General features: G+C 64.0%; 18 protein-coding genes. 13 read left to right on the forward strand and 5 right to left on the reverse strand.

All coding sequences use genetic code 11. From position 1 onward, the window contains the following. The first annotated feature begins 13 nt into the window (after positions 1-13). From FIV42_RS15100 to FIV42_RS15125, 6 genes are all read left to right on the forward strand, one after another. Complete coding sequence (locus FIV42_RS15100; protein ID WP_141198496.1) at positions 14-1,267, forward strand: hypothetical protein; 1,254 nt, start codon at positions 14-16, stop codon at positions 1,265-1,267. Positions 1,268-1,563: 296 nt separating this feature from the next. Further along, positions 1,564-3,036 (forward strand): MopE-related protein, encoded by a 1,473-nt coding sequence (locus tag FIV42_RS15105; RefSeq protein ID WP_141198497.1) that lies wholly within the window; start codon positions 1,564-1,566, stop codon positions 3,034-3,036. A gap of 124 nt (positions 3,037-3,160) precedes the next feature. Beyond that, complete coding sequence (locus tag FIV42_RS15110; RefSeq protein WP_141198498.1) at positions 3,161-5,935, forward strand: thrombospondin type 3 repeat-containing protein; 2,775 nt, start codon at positions 3,161-3,163, stop codon at positions 5,933-5,935. A 222-nt stretch (positions 5,936-6,157) separates the two neighbouring features. Continuing rightward, positions 6,158-6,688, forward strand: coding sequence for an aldo-keto reductase family protein (locus FIV42_RS15115; RefSeq protein ID WP_141198499.1), 531 nt, complete (start codon positions 6,158-6,160; stop codon positions 6,686-6,688). A gap of 346 nt (positions 6,689-7,034) precedes the next feature. Further along, a complete protein-coding gene (locus FIV42_RS15120; RefSeq protein ID WP_222615241.1) occupies positions 7,035-8,408 on the forward strand; it encodes an AAA family ATPase in 1,374 nt (457 codons plus the stop codon). 153 nt (positions 8,409-8,561) lie between these two features. Further along, positions 8,562-9,212, forward strand: coding sequence for a PEGA domain-containing protein (locus tag FIV42_RS15125; RefSeq protein ID WP_141198501.1), 651 nt, complete (start codon positions 8,562-8,564; stop codon positions 9,210-9,212). Positions 9,213-9,326: 114 nt separating this feature from the next. Here FIV42_RS15125 and FIV42_RS15130 read toward each other — a convergent pair whose 3' ends face one another. Next, complete coding sequence (locus FIV42_RS15130; RefSeq protein ID WP_168210666.1) at positions 9,327-10,697, reverse strand: formimidoylglutamate deiminase; 1,371 nt, start codon at positions 10,695-10,697, stop codon at positions 9,327-9,329. A gap of 10 nt (positions 10,698-10,707) precedes the next feature. Here FIV42_RS15130 and FIV42_RS15135 point away from each other — a divergent pair, with 10 nt between their 5' ends. The 4 genes from FIV42_RS15135 (at position 10,708) to glmS (ending at position 16,147) form a co-directional block, all read left to right on the forward strand. Then, positions 10,708-11,865: a hypothetical protein gene (locus tag FIV42_RS15135; RefSeq protein ID WP_141198503.1), complete on the forward strand. Its 1,158-nt coding sequence runs from the start codon at positions 10,708-10,710 to the stop codon at positions 11,863-11,865. Positions 11,866-11,874: 9 nt separating this feature from the next. Beyond that, positions 11,875-12,567, forward strand: coding sequence for a hypothetical protein (locus tag FIV42_RS15140; protein WP_168210667.1), 693 nt, complete (start codon positions 11,875-11,877; stop codon positions 12,565-12,567). 267 nt (positions 12,568-12,834) lie between these two features. Further along, the gene (locus FIV42_RS15145) at positions 12,835-14,106 is read left to right on the forward strand and encodes a hypothetical protein (RefSeq protein ID WP_141198505.1); all 1,272 of its coding nucleotides are present in this window, start codon (positions 12,835-12,837) and stop codon (positions 14,104-14,106) included. Between the two features lie 205 nt (positions 14,107-14,311). After that, positions 14,312-16,147: a glutamine--fructose-6-phosphate transaminase (isomerizing) gene (glmS, locus tag FIV42_RS15150; RefSeq protein ID WP_141198506.1), complete on the forward strand. Its 1,836-nt coding sequence runs from the start codon at positions 14,312-14,314 to the stop codon at positions 16,145-16,147. A 113-nt stretch (positions 16,148-16,260) separates the two neighbouring features. Here the strand turns inward: glmS and FIV42_RS15155 are convergent, their stop codons facing one another. Then, complete coding sequence (locus FIV42_RS15155) at positions 16,261-16,548, reverse strand: HU family DNA-binding protein (protein WP_141198507.1); 288 nt, start codon at positions 16,546-16,548, stop codon at positions 16,261-16,263. 328 nt (positions 16,549-16,876) lie between these two features. Continuing rightward, positions 16,877-18,481: a murein biosynthesis integral membrane protein MurJ gene (gene murJ, locus FIV42_RS15160; RefSeq protein ID WP_141198508.1), complete on the reverse strand. Its 1,605-nt coding sequence runs from the start codon at positions 18,479-18,481 to the stop codon at positions 16,877-16,879. 209 nt (positions 18,482-18,690) lie between these two features. Here murJ and thiS point away from each other — a divergent pair, with 209 nt between their 5' ends. The 3 genes from thiS to FIV42_RS15175 are packed head-to-tail and all read left to right on the forward strand — an operon-like array spanning position 18,691 to position 20,405. Then, positions 18,691-18,897, forward strand: a complete 207-nt coding sequence (gene thiS / locus FIV42_RS15165; protein WP_141198509.1) for a sulfur carrier protein ThiS — start codon at positions 18,691-18,693, stop codon at positions 18,895-18,897. Further along, on the forward strand, positions 18,898-19,698 hold the full coding sequence (gene thiG / locus FIV42_RS15170; RefSeq protein WP_141198510.1) for a thiazole synthase: 801 nt from the start codon (positions 18,898-18,900) through the stop codon (positions 19,696-19,698). After that, a complete protein-coding gene (locus FIV42_RS15175; RefSeq protein WP_141198511.1) occupies positions 19,698-20,405 on the forward strand; it encodes a thiamine phosphate synthase in 708 nt (235 codons plus the stop codon). Before thiG ends, FIV42_RS15175 begins: the two co-directional genes overlap by 1 nt. Before the next feature lie 7 nt (positions 20,406-20,412). On the opposite strand, the gene kce is transcribed toward FIV42_RS15175, so the two are convergent. Together kce and kal are read right to left on the reverse strand one after the other, a co-directional pair. Next, a complete protein-coding gene (gene kce, locus FIV42_RS15180; protein WP_141198512.1) occupies positions 20,413-21,228 on the reverse strand; it encodes a 3-keto-5-aminohexanoate cleavage enzyme in 816 nt (271 codons plus the stop codon). Then, on the reverse strand, positions 21,225-21,611 hold the full coding sequence (kal, locus tag FIV42_RS15185; protein ID WP_141198513.1) for a 3-aminobutyryl-CoA ammonia lyase: 387 nt from the start codon (positions 21,609-21,611) through the stop codon (positions 21,225-21,227). The genes kce and kal overlap by 4 nt, the downstream gene beginning before the upstream one ends. Between the last annotated feature and the right edge of the window lie 170 nt (positions 21,612-21,781).

Genomic DNA, 21,781 nt, shown 5'->3' on the forward strand with positions numbered 1-21,781 from the left:
GCGCGTGTGAGAGATGACTTACGAGGAATTCGAGTGGAACATCCTGAAGTTGGCCTATGAAGACGGGTTGGAGCGCTTCCAGCCTTCTTACCTCGCCTACGCGCTCGGGCTTCCCCACGAGACCGTTTCGACTTACCTGGAGCAGGCCACTCACGCCGGCCTGATCGAGATGGATGTCACCGAAGACGGCCGCTTGGAGTATTTCGTGCCGGGCGTCGAGGGCAAAGCTGCGTTGCCCCAGCCGGTATGGAAAGACCAACTCGACGCCGAAGCTGCCGCCGACGCCAACGCAGCCTCGCCGACCCAACAACCCGACGAGACGGTCTCTCTGGGACATGACGGCGCCGTCGCCGACTCCAAGCCACAGCAGGCCCTTTCGTCGGCAAATAAGCAGTCGGCAACGGACCCATCTGCAAACAAGCACGGCGACACCGAGCAGAACCTGCCGACCAATGGCTTGGTGCGCGCCGACAGTGGCGGACTCACAAAAAAGTCGACCGAAACCACCGACGGAAGCCTCGACGGGGTCGCCCGTGACCGCGCGCTCGTGCGGCGTCGGCCGCCCAAAGCCAATCGCGTCGGGCGAAGCCAGCTTCCACCCGCGCTCCGTGCTCACATTCAAGCACGCTACGGCGCCGAAGATGGGTCGGTGACCGACGGGCCTCCCGGGGCTTCGGTGGCCGTGCTCGACCGCGAAGCCACCGTCAACGACGCCGACAATCTCGTCGTCGAGGGCCAACTGGTCAAAGCCGACGAGCCGTCCCACTCGACGCACCGAAACCACAACCCCAACAACCTGCCGGCACGGGTCGACACCGATCTCGACACCTTCACCGACCCGTCGCAGACGATCTTCATGCGTCAACTGAAGGTCTACGGGGTCAAGTCCGAAAAGGCTTTGCGCGAGCACGTCGAGCGCCTCTTCGGCTCGTTTGGCTACAAGGCCGTGCACGTCGGCGGCCAACGCATGCGCTTCGAGCGGGGCAGCGTCACCTTCATCCTGGCGCTCGTCCCGCTGTTCGTGCTCGTCTTGCCCCTGTTCGTCTACTTGTTCCTGTACTGCATGGGCCGCTCGACGATCCAGCAAGAGCCCATCGAGCTCGACGTCCAATTCCGCAAGCTCGGCGACGAGCAGGGCACCTACGAAATCGACCTCACCTTCATCGGCATGCACGGCGTCGTCCTGGGCGCCGCCGACCAGCGCGTGCTCAATCAAGAAGTCGACACCCTGCGCGACGAGTTGCAGTGGGCGCTTTCGACCGGTTGAGCCGTCCCCTCACCGCGTATTCGGAGCAAATCTTCTCACCATCGCCGCGCTGGCCCGCATTCTACGCGGACCAGCGCGGTTTTGGTTTCCCCGCATCGTCCGACTTCGGCTTCGCAGATCGTCCTCGTCGATGATTTGATTGTTTCCTGCCTGCGATTTCGTTATCCTCAACTCAGCATACTTTGCTACACAATCTGTATTCGAGTCGTAATGGCAGTTTAGTCCCACGTGCAGGGCGCTAAACGTGCCATTTTTCGCTTTTTGGGGACACTTTGGATCTTTTCGCGGGGAAGCAGATGCATAAACAGAAGATTACTCGTTGGCTAATTATGTGTGCAGCGGTGGTGGCGTTCGCCTTGGCCGGGTGCACGGAAGAGAACACGGGTCAAAGCGGGCAGTCGGAAACCGACTCCAACAACAGCGCCGACGCCACGAGCGACGCCGGTGACGAAGGCGGAAGCGACGCCACCGACACGAGCGATCCGACCGACGGCGGCTCGGCCGACGACGGCGGCGAAACACAAGATGACGCCGGCAGCGGCTCGGACAGCGGTGGCGGTTCGACCGACTCCGACGGCGATGGGATCATCGACGCCGAAGACAATTGCCCCGACGCCTCCAACGCCGGCCAGGACGACAGCGACGGCGACGGCGTGGGCAACGTGTGCGACAACTGTCGCCAGATCGCCAACGCCGACCAGGCCGACGCCGATGGAAACGGCACCGGCGATGTCTGCGAAGGGTTGAGCTCGCCGGCTCCCTCCTCGCGCCAAGACCTGTGGGACAGCTGCGATACCATCGCCAGCGACCCGAGCTCGTGCGACACCGAGTGCAACGACGGCATCGACAACGATGGCGACGGCCTGATCGACTTGGCCGACGACGGCTGCATCAGCCCCTGCGACACCTCCGAAGACCCGAATATCTCGGGCAACAAGCCCACCTGCATCTCGGGCGACAACGCCTGCATCGACAGCAACGACCGCTGCGCGAGCGAGTGCCGCTGGGACGGCGACGGCGGCAGCGGCAACGACCACCTGTGCGACCCGGCTCCCGGTTGTGATTGCTGGGGTTGCTGCAATGGCGTGTCGATGCTCGACGGCACTTCCTGCGAAGTCGACTACTCCTGCTATGACAACGGCTGCTCGGACTGCAGCGGTTCGGCGGCGTCGACGTGCAGTCAGGACGTCTGCTCGAGCTGCCCCGAGGAGTGCGACAGCATCGACAACGACTGCGACGGCGAAATCGACGAGGGTTGCGCCGCTGACTGCACCCCGATGATCGAGGTGTGCGACGGCATCGACAACGACTGCGACGGCGAAGCCGACGAGGGTTGCGGCACGTGCACGGTGGAGGTGTGTGACGGCGACGACAACGACTGCGACGGCCTGGTCGACGAGGGTTGCTCGGTGTGCACGCCGAGCACCGAGGTGTGCGACGGCGTCGACAACGATTGCGACGGCACCGTCGACGAAGACTGTTCGCAGTGCACGCCGAGCACCGAGGTGTGCGACGGCGTCGACAACGACTGTGATGGCGATATCGACGAAGGCTGCACGAGCTGCACGCCGTCGTCGGAGGTGTGCGATGGCGTCGACAACAACTGCGACGGCCAAATCGACGAGGGCTTCGACAATGACGGTGACGGCATGACCACCTGCGGTGGCGATTGTGACGATTCCAACGCTGACATCTACGAGGGCGCCTTCGAGTTGTGTGACGCACTCGACAACGACTGTGACGGTGGCATCGACGAGACCTGCGGTTGATGCAGGTCGGTCGAACGATGGCGCGGCAACGAGCTTTGCCGCGCCATCGATCAATTGTACTGAAACGGATCTGAGTTCGATGGGCCTGAGGCTCGTCGAGTCAATGGATTGCTAGAGGACATTTATGCGTCGAACCAAGCTTGCAGTGTGGTTGATCGTGTGCGTTTTCGTTGCCATGGGCCTGGTGTCAGGCTGCAGCGACGATTCGGGCGGAGGTCAGACGACGAACAACGAACTTGGCGACGCGGGCGTCGATGCCGTCGATGAGGATGTCGACGCGTTTGCGGATGCCCAGGACACCGCCGACGACGGCGAGGACGACACCACCGATCCGGTCGACAGCGACAACGACGGGATTGTCGACGCGGAGGATAACTGTCCGCAGCAGCCCAACAGAGCCCAAAGCGATCAGGATGCCGACGAGATTGGCGACGCGTGCGACAACTGCGCGGCGACCGCCAACGTCAGCCAGGAGGACTCCAACGGCGACGGCATCGGCGATGCCTGTGAGAACGACACCGACGACAGCGACGGCGACACCATCCCCAACGCCGGTGACAATTGTCCCAGCATCCCCAACCAAGACCAGACCGACACCGACGGCGACTCGGTGGGTGACGCCTGCGACAACTGCCAGGCGACGGCCAACTTCGACCAGCAGGATTCCGACGGCGACGGCGTGGGCGATGCTTGCGCCGATGGCTCCGACGGCGACGACGATAACGACGGCATCATCAACATCGCCGACAACTGCCCGCAGGACGCCAACGACACCCAGCTCGACACTGACGGCGACGGACGCGGCGACGCGTGCGACAACTGCGTCGATGTCGCCAACTTCGACCAGGCCGACACCGACCAAAACGGCACCGGCGACGCCTGTGAGGACACCGACACTGACGGCGACGGCGTCATCGACCGTGACGACAACTGCCCGGCGACGAGCAACCCGAACCAGGAGGACGCCGACGGCGACGGCGTGGGTGACGATTGTGACAACTGTCCGCAGACCGCCAACTTCAACCAGGCCGACACCGACCAAAACGGCACCGGCGACGCCTGTGACGCGAGCGACGCCGACGGCGACGGCATCACCGACGGCAACGACAACTGCCCCAACGACGCCAACGCCAACCAGGTCGACACCGACCAAGACAGCGTCGGCGACGCCTGCGACAACTGCCAGACCGTGCCCAACATCAACCAAGAAGACGCCGACGGCGACGGCACCGGCGATGCCTGCGAGGGCACCGACACCGACGGTGACGGCATCACCGACCTGTACGACAACTGCCCCCTGGCCCCCAACCCGAACCAGGACGACACCGACGGCGATGGCGTCGGCGACTTGTGCGACAACTGCCCGACCGTGTCGAACTCGAGCCAGGCCGACGCCGACCAGGACGGCGAGGGCGATGTGTGCGAGGGCTTCAACGACCCGGCGCCGTCGTCGCGCACCGACCTGTGGAACGACTGCCAGAGCTTTTCGAGTGACCCGAGCTGGTGCAACAGCCCCTGCAACGACGGCATCGACAACGACGGCGACGGGCTGATCGACCAGCAAGACGACGGCTGCGTCAGTCCCTGTGACTCCTCCGAAGACCCGACCATCTCGGGCAACCACCCCACCTGCATCGCCGGCGACAACGCCTGCAGCGACAGCAACGATCGCTGCGCGACCGAGTGTCGCTGGGACGGCGACGGCGGCAGCGGCAACGACCTGCAATGCGACCCGGCGCCGGGCTGCGACTGCTGGGGCTGCTGCAACGGCGTGTCGATGCTCGATGGCACCGCCTGCCAGACCGACTACTCCTGCTACGACAACGGCTGCTCGGACTGCGGTGGCTCCAACGCCTCGACGTGCACGCAGTCGATTTGTTCGAGCTGCCCCGAAGAGTGCGACAATATCGACAACGACTGCGACGGCCAGATCGACGAAGGCTGCGCCCCCAACTGCTCGCCGACCCTCGAGATCTGTGACGGCGTCGACAATGACTGCGACACCGAGGTCGACGAAGGCTGCAACGGCTGCACCCTCGAGGTGTGCGACGGCGCGGACAACGACTGCGACGGCGACATCGACGAGGGCTGCTCGACCTGCTCGCCGGCGCCCGAGCAATGCGACGGCGCGGACAACGACTGCGACGGCGATATCGACGAGGGCTGCCCGACCTGTCAGCCCTCCGAGGAGCTGTGTAACGGCATCGACGACGACTGCGACGGCGACATCGACGAAGAATGCACCGACTGCACCCCGCAGACCGAGACGTGTGACGGGGTCGACAACGACTGCGACGGTACGGTCGACGAGGGCTGCCAGAGTTGCACGCCCGAGACCGAGACGTGCGACGGGGTCGACAACGACTGCGACGGGGATGTCGACGAGGGTTGCGCGACCTGCCAGCCGACCACCGAGTACTGCGACGGGGTCGACAACGACTGTGACGGCGACATCGACGAGTGCTGCATCCAGTGCACGGCCACCGGTGAGTCGTGCGACGGCGCCGACAACGACTGCGACGGGCTGATCGACGAGGGCTGTTATGTGTGCGAGTCGACCGAGACTTGCGACGACGGCATCGACAACGATTGCGACGGGCTCATCGACGAGGACTGCGGCTGCACGCCCACCGCCGAGATCTGCGACTCGATCGACAACGACTGCGACGGTCTGGTCGACGAGGAGTGCGGTAGCTGCGTCAATCAAGAGGTCTGCAACGGCGTCGACGACGACAACGACGGCCAGGTCGACGAGGGCTTCGACCGCGACGGCGACGGCGTCACCGTGTGCAACGGCGACTGCGACGACACCAACCCCGACGTCTACGAAGGTGCCTTCGAGGCCTGCGAGGGCATCGACAACGACTGCGACGGTCTCATCGACGAGACGTGTGGTTGAGCAGACGGGCGCGCGATTTGCTTTTCGCGCGCCTATCTGCAACCCTACTGGACCCACCGGAAACGGTGCTTAGGTTAGTTTGCCACGGAAATCCGCCCGACGACCGGCGTCAGGCGGGTTTCGCGGTACGCAACAACGCGCCGTTTCCCGTTTGAATTTTGATTTGATACCGGCCGGTGGGCCCGCCGGTTTGGTGTTGCATCCCTCCAGGAGGACAAGAATATGACCGACTACTCCTTTGACCGCGAAGACATGGCGGAGCCGATCGAGCGTATGTTCGACCGTGAAGTTGGCCGCGAACACGGCATGTTCGACGTCATCAAGGATGAAGAGACCGAAGGCGGCAAGGGAAATATCGACCTCGTCTACATCGGCGGAGATCGCCAGTCCCTGCACTCCATTCGCCTCGAAACCAGCTTCGACAACTGCCTGTTCGACGTCAATCGCGGCATCCACAGCCTCAGCTCCGTGGAGGCCAACTACGTGTGGATCGCGCTGCCACTCGACGAGTTTCGCGACGGCGACGAGCAGTACAACGGCATCATGCTCGAGACGTGCAAAGAGCGCGGCATCGGCGTGATCACCGTCCAGCCCAAAGGCCGCGGTGTCTCCGCCAAGATCATCCTCGACGCCGAGCACAAAGAAGGCGACCACCTCGACAAATACGGCGAGTTGGAAAAGCGCTGGAAAGAAGAGACCAAAGACGTGTTGGTGGGTGACGACTACAAGGTGGTCAAGTACTACAACCGCTGACGCGGTTTGATAGGAGTTTAGGGGTTTAGGGGGCTCGGGGTTTCGGAACAGCGTGGAAGCCAGGGGCTCGGAACAGTGTGGAAGCTGGGATCTCGGGGACCCGGAACGGCTGGAAGTGGCGGCCAATCGCGGTCGCCCCTGGCGTATCGGCATTCCCGTGCTAAACTGACCACGGATCCGCGCATCAGCGCCATCAGCGCCCGAGACCCCGAAACCCCTAGACCCCTCCCATACCCCCTTGCCCAACACACACGCACAATTCCTCAGAGAATTACGGTCGCTCCTAAGAGCCCCATACGCCCTCATCCACCTCGAGACTTTCGAGGAGGAGCGGGCTCTTTCGATCGTGCGTCGCCTCGCCGAGGCCGACGGTCGGCCCCTGTTGACCTGGAGCCCGGTCACCGACTTCGACGGCAAGCCCTCCGAGGCCGACTTTTCGGGCGCGCTCGACCGCATCGAGCGCACCGCGGAGCCGGCCGTTTTCGTGCTCAAGGACGTCCACGACTTGGTGACCGGCTCGACGGTGCGCCGTCGGCTGCGCGAGATGGAGGGCACCTGCGCGGCCGCCCACAAGACGATCGTGTTGCTCGGGCCCAAGCGCCTCGAGCTCGACGAGCTCCAAAAAGACCTCGCCCACCTGACCGTGCCGCTTCCCGGCCGGGAGGTCATTGGTCGCGAGTGCCACATCGTCTTCCCCGACGACGAATTTCCCTACCTCGACAAAGACGCGCTGGTCAGCGGCGCCATGGGCTTGACCTCGCGCCAGGCGTTCCGTGCGTTCCACCGCGTGCGCCAACAATACGAGGAGGCCCTCGAGCGCAACCAGCCCTTCGATCTCGAGCAGTCGATCCTGCGCGAGAAGCAGCGCCTCATCGGCGCCAGCGAGATCTTGGAGTTCTTTCCGCTCGACCAGGGCTTGGCCGACGTCGGCGGCCTGGACGCGCTCAAGCGCTGGCTCGCCGAGCGTAAGCGCGCCTTCAGCGAAGACGCCAAGGCCTTCGGTCTTCCGTCGCCCAAGGGGCTTTTGCTCATCGGCGTGCAGGGCTGCGGCAAGAGCCTGACTGCAAAGGCTGTGGCCCGCCACTGGGGCCTGCCGCTGTTGCGCCTCGACCTGGGCGTCATCTTCGACGGCAAGCGCTCGCCTGAAGACGCGCTGCGCCAGGCCATTCGCACCTCGGAGGCGATCGCGCCGTGCGTGTTGTGGATGGACGAGATCGAAAAGGGCTTCGGCTCCGACAGCGAGGGGCGCGCGCAGCGGGTGCTGGGCTCGCTTCTGACCTGGCAACAGGAGAAGACCGCGCCGGTCTTTTTGGTCGCCACGGCCAACGACGTCACCTCGCTGCCGCCCGAGATGCTGCGAAAGGGCCGCTTCGACGAGATCTTCTTCGTCGACCTGCCCGACATCCACGAGCGCAAAGAGATCTTGCAGATCCATCTGACCCGTCGCGGCCGCGCCTTCGGCGACGAGGTGCTCGACGACCTCGCCGCGCGCACCGAGCACTACTCGGGCGCCGAGCTCGAGCAGGTCGTCGTCAGCGCCATGTACACCGCGTTCGCCGACGACCGTGACATCGGCGTCGAGGACCTCGAGTACGCCGTCAAAGAGACGATCCCGCTGTACCGAACCTACGAAGACGAGATCAAAGCGCTGCGCGAGTGGGCCCACGGCCGCGCCCGCGCCGCCTCCCACGAGCGCAAAGTCCTCGACTTCTTTGAATGAAGTAGCCTCGGCCAGCGTTCAAGCCAGTACCTCCTCCCCGGCCGAAGGCAAGGGGAGGACCGAGGAGGGGCCTCCTCACCCGCGCGAAGCGAAGGGGGAGGACCGAGGAGGGGCCTGTTGTCCCGAACCAAACTGGCTGATATGTAGAAACTCATGAGGCACCTACGCACATCGTTATTCGTCGCTCTCTCCGCGCTGGTTCTGGTTGCCGGCGGCCTTTCGGCCCCCCAGACGGCCAACGGCCAATCGTCGACACAGAAGCGCGAGCAGTGGAAGCCGGCGGTTCTCGAGGTCGTCACCAACTTCGAAAAGGCCGACGTCAAGGTCAACGGGTTGCCGTACCCCGAGTACGGCGACAACGGCGAGCCAAAGGGGATGGTGCTGCCTGCCGGTGGCCCGCATATCGTCGAGGTGACCTACGACGGCAAGACCAAGACCTACCGCATCAACCTGCGCCCCCACGAGACGCGCTTGCTGATGGTCGAGTTGACCGGTTTTCAGGGGGGCGCCCCCCGCTCCCGCGTCAGCCCGCCCAAGGCCACCCGCCGTCCCGAGCCTCGCAGTGAGGAGAACGAGGACGACGAGAAGGACGGCCAGGGCCGCGTCACCGTCTACTCGAAGCCCAAGGGCGACATCCTCATCGACGGCAACGGCACCGGCGAGCGCACCCCCGGCACCGTCGAGGTTGAGCCCGGACGCCACGAAGTCCAAGTCCGCTTCGAGGGCGGCGAGGAATCCGAGAAAAAGATCATCCGCGTCCGCAAAGGCTCGCGCATCAAGCTATTTTTTCGGGAGAAAAAATAGCTGAGCGAAAGAGCGAAAGAGTAAAAGAGCGAAAAAGCAAAAGCGTACGACACCGGGTGTTACTCTTTTGCTTTTTCGCTTTTTCGCTTTTTCGCTTTTTCGCTTTTTCGCTCTTCACTCGAGCTCCAACTCCTCCCCACCCACAAACACACCCTTCACCGCCCCGGGAGTCATCGACAACGTGATGTCGGCCAACAGGCTGTCCCGCGTGGTGCCCCGAAGCGTGATGTGATTCAGGTCGATCGTCACGAAGTCGGCCAAGCAGCCCGGCTCGAGGCAGCCGGCCGACAGCCCGAGTGAGCGCGCCCCGTTGAGCGTGCCCATCGGCCACAGCGCGTTCGCCGTGGGCAGGCGGTCGCCGGCTTGCTTGCCGAGCATATGCTCGCGGATTTCGGTGGCGAGCACGTTTCGGCGCTCGTAGCGAAGCCGCTCGTGATACTCCACAAGGCGCATCTCTTCCCACAGATCGATATTGGTGTGGCTGTCACTGCCCAAGCTGATGGGCACGTCGCGCTTGGCGAGTTCCAGGGCTGGCAGGAAGCCGTCGCCCAAGTTGCGCTCGGTCGTCGGGCAGGCGCACACCGTGGGGCGGTGCATCTCGAGCAGGCCGAGCTCCTCGTCGGTCAGGTGCGTGCCGTGTACGAGCGTCATGCGCTCGCTCAAGATGCCCATGTCGGCGAAGGCTGCCACCGGCGGCTTGCCATACTCCTCGCGGCTCTCTTCGATCTCGCGGCGCTGCTCGCAGGCGTGCGTGTGGAACGCGAGGTCGTGCTCGTCGGCATAATCGGACGCGGCGACGAGCCACTCGCGCGGCACCGCGCGGATGCTATGCGGCGCCAGGCCCACGGTGACGTGTTCGTCGTCGGCCCACGCGCCGCGCAAGTCGTCGGCGCGCGTCAGGTAGGTGTCGACGTCGGGCTCGACGAAGCGTCGCTGACCCTCTTCGGCGGGCCGGCCGTGCCCGGCGCGGTGGTAGCCCACCCGCAGCAAGGTGATACGAATACCGACGTCGCGCGCCGCCCGAATCACCCGGTGGGCAAGCTCGTTGGGGTCGGCGTAGGGCGTGCCGTCGGGCTGGTGGTGCAGGTAGTGAAATTCGCCCACGCTCGTAATCCCGCTCATCGCCATCTCGAGGAAGGCGAGCCGACTGACCTCTTCGACCTTGTCGGCGTCGTAGCCGAGCGCCGCGCGGTACATTTCGTCTCGCCAGGTCCAGAAATCCTCCTCCTCGCGACCGGCGATCAGGTACTCGGTCTTGCCGCGAATGCCGCGCTGGAAGGCGTGGCTGTGCGCGTTGACCAACCCCGGCACCACGGCCACCTCGCCCAGATCGACGGCATCTTCGGGCGCGTGTTGTTCGGGCAGGTCGTTTTCCGTACCGTAGATTCTGCCGACGCGTCCGTTCTCGACTTCCAGGTAGCCGTCTTCGACCCAATCGAAGCCGTCGAGGATATAGCGTGCGCGAAAATAGGTCTTGTCGTTCATCGAGGTTTGCATGTCCCGAAAGTGGTGCTGGCTGGCGATTTGTCTGGTGATTTTGACTACCTCAACAGGCTGCGATTCGTCCAATGGCGACGATCCTGGCGAGCCGGATGCCGGCGATCTGACCGACGCTGCAGACTCGGCCGACGTCGTCGAGGATACGGACGCGGCCGACGCAGGCCAGCAGTGGCCCGAGCAGGATCAGCGCGGCGAAGACGCCCTCGGCCTCGAGTGGCAGATGCCCGAGGCCGGCGACGACAGCTTCTCGGCGCTGGTAGCCAATGTCGGCAATATCGACTTTCGGCGCTGCAACGACGTCGCCTTCAACCTGTGCTGGACCGAGATGGAGCAGACCATCGCCGGGCGCATCGCCGAGCTCGCTCCCGACGTCGTCTTGCTTCAAGAGGTGCTCGATCCCCAGCAGTGTGCGGCGGTGCAAAACCCGCCGGCCGACCACGCGTGTCATCCCGACCACACCGCCAACGAGCCCTCCCAGGCGCGCCGGCTGCTGGGAGCGGACTACACGATCGTGTGCGACGACCGTAACGGCTACGAGTGCGTCGGCGTGCGCACCGACGTTGGCAGCATCGACGGCTGTGAGCCGGGCGTGCTGTGCGAGCGCAGCGCGCGCACCGCGCCGCCGGTCGAGGGCTGCGACGAGGGCTTCACCCTCTCGGCGGTCACTGTGCATACCGACGCGGCCAGCTTCGACATCGTCAACGGCCACCCGCCCAGCGACGCCGGCGGCGCGACCGAAGGCCGCGAGTGCCGAAAGGGCTACTTCGAGCATGTGTTCGGCCCGGACGCCTCGCTCGTAACCTCCGACAAGGTGCTCGTGGGCGGCGACCTCAACTTCGATCCGTTTCGCCAGAGCGAAGATTACCCCGACGTGGCTCTTTGGAGTGCGCATGTCGGCCTCGACGGGCCCGCGCAGGCTGGAGACAGCCCGTCTTTTGCTTATCATTCAGGTATCGTCGAGCACGATCCGCCCTACTGGACATCGCCCATCTCGAAGACGACGCTCGACCACGTGGTATCCCGCGGGCTGATCGGCCGGTGCAAAACGATGGGCGCCCATCCGGGCCTCGCCCCGCTCGACATGGCCGTCGGCGAGCAACTCGAGCGCCTCGACCACCTGGCGCTCTGGTGCCAGTTGAGCTTTGAGCCATAAGGGAACCGTATGAGACGTCCGATGCACATCTCGAAGACGCTCGCCGCGGCGCTCGTCTCGCTGGCGTTTGCCGCCGGTTGTGACGACTGCGACAGGCAGCCCAACGTGCCCGATCCCAATGTGGGTACCAACCCGGTGAACAAAACCAACCCGGTGCACAAGTCGGCCGGCATCGGGAAGTTGGCCAAAGGCGGCGAGACGGAGGAGCACGTCGAACTCGACGAGGCGCCCGCCGACGACGGCGCCAAAATGCAGCGCACCCCGCCGCTGGCCGAAGCGTTCGACGCCCCCGAAGACGCGGTCACCAGCGAGGGCCGGTTCGCCGCCCTCATGGAAGAGGGGATGGCCGACTACCTGCCCGAGAAGGGGCTCGTCTTCGCCATGGGCGGCGTCAAAGTGCCCACGGTGCGCATCGTCGTCGACGACCACGGCGAGGTGCGCTGGGCGCGCGGCGAGGGCACCTACTGGGACGAACTCTCCGAGACGGGCACCGCTACCCTCGACGAAGCGCAGCGAAAGAAGCTCGCCGACATCGTCCAGAACCTGTGGGGCGACGAAGAGCTCGACTACCCGCCCTCGACACCCAACCGCGGCGAACTGTTGGTGATTCGCGACGGCGCCGTGGCGCGTGTGGCCGAAGGTTCGTACTCGCCCAAAGAGGTGCGCCCCTTGCGCGAGATGCTCGTGCAGTTACTTAGATAGGCAACTAAGGACATAGGGCTTGCGAGTTGCGACGGCGTTCAGGGGCCCAGATTCCGAATTGCGACGGCGTCCAGATTTGCCGATTGCAACTCTGAACCACGTCTCGATACGCAACCCTTATGTCCTTAATTGCTTATGTAGAGAGCGCCTCTGCTCCGCAAGGCAAACTCTAACTCAATCCCACCCCCAACGATTGCGTCAGCCTAGTCCTCACTGTATGCTAGACATGTTTGAATCGATATTTTGTCTGCCCCGTGAGGATGTCTGATGCGCCGTACGCTCGAGCTTTCCGTTCGTTATCTCGCCATTGCCACAGTCGCGTCGTTGGGATTCGTCGCCTGCTCCGATGACGACACCGGCGGCACCGACCCCCAGGACACGGGCACGGTGGCAGACGCTGCTGATGCAGCCGTCGATTCCGAATCGGACACCACAGACGACGAAGATACCGGTCAGGATACGGGCGCCGAGGACACGGGCTCCGACGCGACGGATGCCACGGACGCGACCGATGCCACGGACGCCACCGACACGACCGATGCCACGGACGCTACCGACGACGCCGACTCGGGTTCGACGCAGGTCGACGCCGGCCACTCCGGCTGCTCGTTCCCGGCCGATCTCGACGCCGGCTGCGACCCGGAGGCCTACGGCGACTACGGCCCCGCCTCCTTCCTCAACGAGTTCGTCGTCAAAAAGAGCGGCGAGTGCTGCACCGACTTCGACGGTGACGGCGCCACCGACAGCGCGTTGGGCGACTTGGCCGGCCAGATCGAAGGCATCTTGGGGATTCCGTTCAATGACATCATCGACATCCAGATCCAAAACGGCGTGCTCGTCTACCTGTTCGAGTACGGTTTCTGGAGTGACTCGGTCAATGACCCGACGGTCGACTTCGCGATGCTCTTCGGCCAAGACACCGACAGCGATTTCGCCCCCAACCTGGCGGGCAACGGCGATTTCAACATCGATCCGGCGAGCCTCGACGCCAACAACGACCCGAAGTCGACCTTCGCCTCGGCGAGCGTGACCAACGGTCGGCTCGTGGCCACCGGCGGCACCACGCCGCTGGTGTTGCCGGTGGGCACCGACCTGATCGAGACGGTCGTCGACGAGGTGCGCGTCGAAGCCGACGTCCTTCAGGGCGCCGACCTTCAGGCCGGTGGGCGAGTGGCACTGAGCAACGGCGAGATTTCGGGGTTGGTCACCCTGCAGGAGTTGTACGGCAGCCTCAACTCGGTCGCCCAGGCCTGCTCGTGCATCACCACCGACCCCATCTTCGTGGAGAGCTCTCCGGATAACTGGGAGTGCGTGTCGACCCACGCCGACCAGGCCGCCTGCGAGGGCGACGCCACCGCCAGCCAGATGTGTCAGGTGCTGGCCACGCCCTCGGGCACCGAGAGTTGCTTCTCGATCGAATTCTTCATCAACAACTCGGCCGACATCAGCACCGACGCCGATGCGGCCAAAGAGGCGTTGAGCCTCGGGGCGACCTTCGAGGCGGTCGGCGCGCACATCGACGGCGTCGCCGCACCCTGACCTCTGGCAATGCCTCCTCGATTGTGGCATTATCCTCCATAGTTAGGCGGTACACAGGCCTCTCCACCTTCGGAGGGGCCTGCTTCCTTTTCGGCCCTCCCGAAAGTGATTACGTTGTACCTGTTGCTCCACCAGTATAGCACTGACATCGACGCCGGCTTGGGGGCGTCCTTGTTTCTTTTCTAGATCCAATACGAGGCATCGTATGTGTGGAATCGTTGGATATGTCGGGGACCGTGACTGCAGTGAAATCTTGCTGTCCGGGCTCCAGCGACTCGAATATCGGGGCTACGACTCGGCGGGCATCGCCATCGGCACGGCCGACGGCTCGGTCAAGATGCGCCGCGCCGAGGGTAAGCTCTCGTCACTGTTTCGCGCCTTCCACGAGGACCCCTTCGACGGGTGCATCGGGCTGGGCCACACCCGCTGGGCGACCCACGGGCGCCCCAGCGAGCGCAACGCTCACCCGCACAAGGCGGGCCGGGTGATCGTGGCGCACAACGGCATCATCGAGAACTACGCCGAGCTCAAAAAGAAGCTCGCCAAAGAGGGCCGTGAGTTCAAAAGCGAGACCGACACCGAGGTCATCGCCCACCTGATCGACCACGCGCTGCAGAAGGGCACCGAGAGCCTGCACCAGGCCGTCGGAAGCGCGCTGAAGGTCGTCGACGGCTCCTACGCGCTCGTGGTCATGGAGGCCGACAAGCCCGAGGAGTTGGTCGTGGCCCGAAACGCCTCGCCGATGGTCATCGGCACCGAGGGCGACCAGGTCTTTGCGGCCAGCGATGTGCCCGCCGTGCTGCCTTATACCCGCGAGTTCATCTACCTGGAGGACGGCGACACCGCCGTGCTCAAAAAGGGCAGCGTCGAGGTCTTCGATGCCAGCGGTGAGCCGGCCGAGCGCGAGTCCAAGCGCATCAACTGGGACCCGGTGTCGGCCGAAAAGCAGGGCTATAAGCACTTCATGCTCAAGGAGATCCACGAGCAGCCCGCCCGCATCACCGACGCCTTGCGTGGACGCGTCAGCGTCGACCGCGGTGACGTCGACTTCGGCGAGATGGGCTTCGACGAAGAGTGGATCAAGGGGCTCGACAAGATCGTGTTCGTCGCCTGCGGCACCAGCTACTATGCCGCCCAGGTCGCCAAATACACCATCGAGGAGCTCGCCCGCGTGCCCGTCGAGGTCGATCTGGCCAGCGAGTTCCGCTACCGCAACCCGCTCATCACCGAGAACACCCTGTGCATCCCCGTCAGCCAGTCCGGCGAAACCGCCGATACCCTGGCGGCGATGCGACAGGCCAGTGAGTTGGGCGCCAAGTGCCTGGCGATCTGCAACGTGATCGAATCGACCATCGCTCGCGAGGCCGAGGGCGTCGTCTACACGCAGGCAGGCCCCGAAATCGGTGTCGCCAGCACCAAGGCCTTCACTACGCAGCTCGCCGTGGTCAGCATGCTGGCAGTCTGGCTGGGCCGTCGCCGCGGCACTCTCGACGCCGAGGAGGCCCGCGAGATCTTGCAGGCGCTTCGCGACGTGCCCGGCACGATGGACAAGATGTTGCACGAAAAGGCGATCTACAAGCACATCGCCTACAACTACTCGGACGTCAATTCGTGCCTGTATCTGGGCCGCGGCAACCTCTATCCCATCGCCTGCGAGGGCGCGCTCAAGCTCAAGGAAATCAGCTACATCCACGCCGAGGGCTACGCCGCCGGCGAGATGAAGCACGGGCCCATCGCGCTCATCGACGAGAACCTGCCCGTGGTCATCCTGGTCCCCAAAAACCGGGTCTACGAAAAGGTGTTCAGCAACCTCGAAGAGGTCAAAGCCCGCCAGGGCCAGCTCATCGCGCTGGCCACCGAAGGCGACAACGGCGTGCGTGACTTCGCCGACGTCGTCCTCGAGATTCCCGACGTGCCCGAGTATATCCAGCCGCTCTTGTCGGTCGTGGTCATGCAGCTTCTGGCGTATCACGTGGCCGACTTCAAGGGCACCGACGTCGACCAGCCGCGCAACTTGGCGAAGAGTGTGACCGTCGAGTAAGAGAGCGACAGAGTAAAAAAGTGAAAAAGCAAAAAGCCCGTGGGGATCAACCTCACGGGCTTTTTTGCTTCTTGCTCTTTTGCTCTTTCGCTCTTGTGCTTTTTCGCTCCAGATCAGTTGATCTGGTCTTTCAACGTCGGCGCCGGCTTGAAGCCCACTGTGTTCGAAGCCGGAATCTGGATCGGCTCGCCGGTACGCGGGTTGCGTCCCTCGCGGGCTTTGCGGTGCTTGACGTTGAAGGTGCCGAAGTTCGGGTAGGAGAAGCGCTGCTCGTCTTCGATAGAGCCCGCCACCGTCTCGAAGACGATGTCGACGAGAGAGCGGGTGTCTTTCTTGGTCAGGTCGATGCCTTCGTCGGATGCGCGCTGGTTGATTGCGTCGATCAGTTCTGCTTTCGTCATGGTCGTTCCTCGTTGAGAAGATAGTCCAGAATACAGAGACGCCACGCAACGACACCGACACGCGCTTACCCCAAGGGCGCGATACGTCGGAAAATCAACGGTCTCCGGGCGTCGAAAGAGGCCGCGATGCTACATGTGTGAGAACTGCTTGAAGTCTAGAAAGCCGTAGATCCGGTGTCAAGCATCAAAGAAATGATAAAAACGGCCGCGGACCGGCATGACTACTAGCCGATCCGGGATCTACCCTTCAGAGATAAGCAAACCCGCCCTTTTTTCAATGGTTTGGCGCCGAAATGACGCGGGCCCAGTGTTCATGCGGCAGAGCGAATCAGCCGAACTTCTGGAGCACTCGCTTCAAGACGACTTCGACTTCGGGCGGGCGTAAGAATACGGTGAGGAGGGCGCCGGCGCCGAAGAAGGCGACGGCCATCGCGCCCAACAGCCCGATATTTTCGAGCGTGTTCGCGATGTCGAGGTAAGGGGTGAGCAGGCGTCGAACGCCCCACGCCGCTCCGCCGCACGCCACCGCGTACAGCAGACCGCGCGACAGGCCGGCGGCCACCGACTTGAGCGGCAGCGCGCCGGTGCGCAAGCGATACACAATCACGGTCGTCAGCGCGTTGAGCGAGATGCCGATGGAGGTCGCCAGGGCCAGCCCCTCGACGTTATGCTCGCGGTACAGCCACCAGTAGATGGGCAGCGAGACGGCGACCACGGCCGTGCCGATGAACATCGGCGTGAGCGTATTTTTGCGCGCGTAAAAGCCACGCACCACCAGCGCCTGCGACGCCCAGGCAAAGAGACCGAAGGCGAAGAAGACGAGCAGGTTGGCCGTCTGAGTGGCGTCGGCCGGGGTAAACTCGCCGCGCTGGAACACCAGCCAGATGAGCGGCTCGGCCGTCACGATGAGCCCTGCAGCAGCCACCAGCGACAAAAAGCCCACCCGTTGCAGGCTCGTGGCGAGCATCTGGCCCATCTCGGCCTCTTTGCCCTCGTGGTACAGCCTCGTCAGGTAGGGCAGGGCTGCCTGGCCGGCCGCCTGGCCGATGATGGCAAAGAGCACGAGCATCATCTTGCGTGCGTTGTTCAGCCACGTGATCGCCCCGTCGGCCGACATCGAGCCGAAGTAGCGCAGCAGCCACTCGTCGACGGTAACCAAGCTCACCCCAATCATCAGCGGCAGGGACAACAGCACGAAGGCCTTGAAGTCTTCGTCGTTCGGGGCAAACCGAAAGCGGAACTTCACGCGGCTTCTAGCTGCCCACAGCGGCAGGAGAAGCGGCCCGAGCATCGCACCCACCACCACACCCACTGAGAAGCCTTTGATGCCGATGAACGGCTCGAGGAGTACGCCTCCCAAAATAATGCAAATATTGTAGATGAGCGGGGCGAGCGCGGAGGGCCAGAAGACCTCGCGCACAAAGAGCGTCGCCTGGATGAGCCCGCCGATATAAAAGCAGATCTGGGCGGGGATCACGATGCGGGTCATTTCGATGGCCAACGCGAGCTGGCGCGGGTCGTCGGCAAAGCCCGGGTTGAGCTTGGGCACCACGTACGGCGCCAGCAACTCGAGGGCGACGACGAAGACGAGCAAGAACGCTCCCATCGTGGTCGCCACGGTCGAGAAGAGCTCCCACGCACCCTCCTCGTCGTCTTTGGCGATGTACGACGAGAAGAGCGGGATGAACGTGATCGACAGCGTGCCGCCCGCCAGAAAATAGCTCATCAGGTCGGGCAGGGTGAACGCGGCGTAGTACGCATCGGTCGCGTAGCTCGCCCCGTGAGTGTAGGCGATGACCGCCTCGCGCAAAAAGCCCAAGATGCGGCTCAAGAAGATGCTCGCCGACAAGATCAGCGCCGCGATACCCATGCGGCTTCCCATCGAGCGTTCGGGCTTTTTGTTCTTTTCGTTCTTGGTATCGGTGTCGGTCATCGCTGGTTGGCGGCGGGAGGTAGCTACGCGGACAGGGTGTGACTAAAACGGCACGATGTCGAGTTTTAATTCGGCGCAGTTGTTGATAAGCGTAGCCGAAGGCGGAGCGCCGCCCGGCGTTTTTCAGCCGGGCCTCTGTAGCCGGGTGTGACCGAAGGGAACGCCCGGAGGCGAGGTGTGCGCCGAGACAAACGGACAAAAGAACAACCATGAAACTGCAACTCAACGGCGAACCCAAAACGCTCGACTCCGACACGCTGACCGTCGCAGAGCTCCTCGCGCACCTCGACATCACCCAGCGGCGAGGCGTGGCGATCGCGGTCAACAACTCGGTCGTGCCCAAGAGCGAGTGGGATGACCACCAGCTCGATGACGACGACGCCGTCGAGATCATCCGAGCAACACAAGGCGGATAAGTGACTGACTCGACCGAAAAGACGGACACTCTCAAAGTTGGCCCCTACGAGCTGAAAAGCCGGCTGATCGTGGGCACGGCTCGCTTCCCCAACTACCAGGTGATGCTCGACGCAGTGCGCGCGAGCGGCGCCGAGATGGTGACTGTGGCGATCCGGCGCATCGATCTGCAGGCGTCGCAGGAAGCCGGCGTGCTCGATCTGCTCGGCGGCGACTACCAGATTTTGCCCAACACCGCCGGCTGCTTCACCGCCCGCGACGCCGTGCTCACCGCCCAGCTCGCCCGCGAAGCGCTCGAGACCGACCTCATCAAGCTCGAGGTGATCGGCGACGACGAGACGCTCTTGCCCGATGGCGAAGAGCTGCTCAAGGCCGCCCGCGAGCTCGTCGACGACGGCTTTGTGGTCATGGCCTACAGCAACGATGACCCGATCCTGTGCAAAAAGCTGCAGGACGCCGGCTGCGCCGCGGTCATGCCGCTCGGCTCGCCCATCGGAAGCGGCATGGGCATTCGCAACCCGTACAACTTCCAGATCATCCGCGAAGAGCTCGAAGTGCCGATGTTCGTCGACGCCGGCATCGGCACCGCCTCGGACGCCGCGCTCGCCATGGAACTCGGCTGCGACGGCGTGCTCTTGAACAGCGCGATCTCCGGGGCCAAGAAGCCGGTCGTCATGGCCGACGCCTTTCGAAAGGCCGTCGAAGCCGGCCGCGCCGCCTACACCGCCGGGCGCATCCCACGCCGCTTCTACGCCCGCGCCTCGTCACCGACCGAAGGCATCGTGCAGTACCACGAAGACTGATGCTCTCCAGGCTCTACCTCATTACAAACAGCCGTCAGGCGAGCGCCCCGTTGCCCACGGTCCTGCGCGCCTGCTTCGACGCAGGCGCAACATTCGTCCAACTGCGCGAAAAGCACCTCTCGCATCGCGAAATCTCCGTGCTCGCCGAGCATCTGGTGCCCCTCGCACACGACCACGGTGCCCAGATTCTCGTCAACACCTACGCCGACATCGCCCACAAGACAGGCGCCGACGGCGTTCACTTGCCCACCGACCGCGTTCAACCAGACCTAGAAGGTCTGCCTCCAAAGGAGCGTCGAGCCATCATTGGAGGCAGCGCTTCCAGCGCTGGTAGGCTGCCTCCGAAGGAGCGTCGAGCCATCATTGGAGGCAGCGCTTCCAGCGCTGGTCACATAATCGGCGTCTCGACCCACTCGCTTGCCGAGGCCAAAGCCGCCGAGCAAAGCGGCGCCGACTTCGTCACCTTGAGCCCCATCTTCGAGACGGCCTCCAAGCCCGGCTACGGGCCGGCGCTGGGGCTGGACGAGCTCGCCCGTGTCTGCAAGGCGATCGATATCCCGGTTTATGCATTGGCGGGCATCACGCCCGAGCGCGTCGAGGCGTGCCTCGACGCCGGGGCGTACGGTGTGGCGGTGATGGGAGGTGTGATGCGGGCCGAGGATGTCGGTGGGGCGGTGGGGGCGTATCTAGAAGCGCTTCGTTTTTAGCTTCCTGTCACCCCACTCCCAAAATCTCCTTCGCCACCTCTGGCGTGGCAATCTCGCGCCCTTGCTCTTCGGCATACTCGACCACCTTCTCGACGAGCTCCCAGCTCCCCTTCGCCAGCACGCCCTTCTCGACGAAGATATTGTCCTCGAGGCCCACACGCACGTGGCCGCCCATGTCGATGGCCTTGTAGGCCAGCGGCAGCTCGTGGCGCCCGATGCCCGCGACCGACCAGGTGCTCCCCTCGGGGATCATGTCGACCAAGAACTCGAGGTTCTCGGGGCGTCCGCCCATGCCACCGGGCACGCCGAGCACGAAGTCGAAGTGCAGCGGCTCTTCGAGCAGACCCTCTTTGACTAGGCGCATCGCCGTGTCGACCATGCCCGTGTCGAAGATCTCGATCTCGGGGGTGATGTCGAACTCCTGCAGGCGTTCGGCGATCTGGCGAATCATCGGCAGAGAGTTCATGAAGACGTCCTCGCCGAAGTTGACCGTGCCGGTGGTCAGCGTGGCCATGTCGGGGCGCAAGTCGAGCGCCTCGATGCGCTCTTCGACCGACATCCACACCGCGCCGCCGGTCGAAAACTGCACCAGGATATCGCTGCGCTCGCGGATCTTGTTCAGAATCTGCTCGAACACGTCGCGCGCCTGGGTCGGCGTGCCGTCGTCCTCGCGGCCGTGCACGTGCACCATACTCGCGCCGGCCTCACGGCAGCGCACCGCCTCTTGGGCGATCTCTTCGGGCGTGTAGGGCACGTTCGGGTTGTGCTCGCGCATCGTCTCGGCGCCGTCGACGGCGGCGGTGATGATCAAAGGGGTCATCATTTCTGAAACTCCTTGGGCACCACGCAGGTTCCGGTGGCCCGCACGACGACGATGGGCTCGTCGAGCACCTCGGCCTCCGACGGCTGGTCTGGGTTGTTGGTCAGCTGGATGACCTTGCGCGCCTCGAACTTCATGCGCCGGCTGGTGTTGCCCGCGTCGGTGATCTCGCCGACCACCTCCAGGTAATCACCCGCTTTGACCGGCGCCAGAAACTCGACGTCGTCGTAGGCCCGAAAGAGCCCTTCGTCGCCGTCGTGGCGGATCAACAGCTCGGTCGCGACGTCGCCAAATAGCTTGAGCACCCACGCGCCGTCGACGAGATCGCCGGCGTAGTGTGCCTGCTCCATTCCAACACGCAGTCGAATCATTACTTCGTCGCTCATCTTTCACTCCGGGTCTTGGTTCTCGGTTGTTGGCTTGGATTTGTAGTAGCGCACCGGCGATTCGGCAAGGGCCTACATTTGGCGCAAGCCTCCCAAGCACGCAATCACCTTCAACCTCCCAAGACCCCAAAACCCCAAACTCCCAAACCCAAGAACAACAAAAGGGCGCC

The organism is Persicimonas caeni, assembly GCF_006517175.1.
GTDB classification, from domain to species: Bacteria; Myxococcota_A; Bradymonadia; order Bradymonadales; family Bradymonadaceae; genus Persicimonas; species Persicimonas caeni.

Bases quoted from the DNA above. Each gene is read 5' to 3' on its own strand.
- FIV42_RS15100 (WP_141198496.1), top strand. From the start codon at position 14: ATGACTTACGAGGAATTCGAGTGGAACATCCTGAAGTTGGCCTATGAA.
- FIV42_RS15105 (WP_141198497.1), top strand. From the start codon at position 1,564: ATGCATAAACAGAAGATTACTCGTTGGCTAATTATGTGTGCAGCGGTG.
- FIV42_RS15110 (WP_141198498.1), top strand. From the start codon at position 3,161: ATGCGTCGAACCAAGCTTGCAGTGTGGTTGATCGTGTGCGTTTTCGTT.
- FIV42_RS15115 (WP_141198499.1), top strand. From the start codon at position 6,158: ATGACCGACTACTCCTTTGACCGCGAAGACATGGCGGAGCCGATCGAG.
- FIV42_RS15125 (WP_141198501.1), top strand. From the start codon at position 8,562: ATGAGGCACCTACGCACATCGTTATTCGTCGCTCTCTCCGCGCTGGTT.
- FIV42_RS15130 (WP_168210666.1), bottom strand. From the start codon at position 10,697: ATGAACGACAAGACCTATTTTCGCGCACGCTATATCCTCGACGGCTTC.
- FIV42_RS15135 (WP_141198503.1), top strand. From the start codon at position 10,708: ATGTCCCGAAAGTGGTGCTGGCTGGCGATTTGTCTGGTGATTTTGACT.
- FIV42_RS15140 (WP_168210667.1), top strand. From the start codon at position 11,875: ATGAGACGTCCGATGCACATCTCGAAGACGCTCGCCGCGGCGCTCGTC.
- FIV42_RS15145 (WP_141198505.1), top strand. From the start codon at position 12,835: ATGCGCCGTACGCTCGAGCTTTCCGTTCGTTATCTCGCCATTGCCACA.
- glmS (WP_141198506.1), top strand. From the start codon at position 14,312: ATGTGTGGAATCGTTGGATATGTCGGGGACCGTGACTGCAGTGAAATC.
- FIV42_RS15155 (WP_141198507.1), bottom strand. From the start codon at position 16,548: ATGACGAAAGCAGAACTGATCGACGCAATCAACCAGCGCGCATCCGAC.
- murJ (WP_141198508.1), bottom strand. From the start codon at position 18,481: ATGACCGACACCGATACCAAGAACGAAAAGAACAAAAAGCCCGAACGC.
- thiS (WP_141198509.1), top strand. From the start codon at position 18,691: ATGAAACTGCAACTCAACGGCGAACCCAAAACGCTCGACTCCGACACG.
- FIV42_RS15175 (WP_141198511.1), top strand. From the start codon at position 19,698: ATGCTCTCCAGGCTCTACCTCATTACAAACAGCCGTCAGGCGAGCGCC.
- kce (WP_141198512.1), bottom strand. From the start codon at position 21,228: ATGATGACCCCTTTGATCATCACCGCCGCCGTCGACGGCGCCGAGACG.
- kal (WP_141198513.1), bottom strand. From the start codon at position 21,611: ATGAGCGACGAAGTAATGATTCGACTGCGTGTTGGAATGGAGCAGGCA.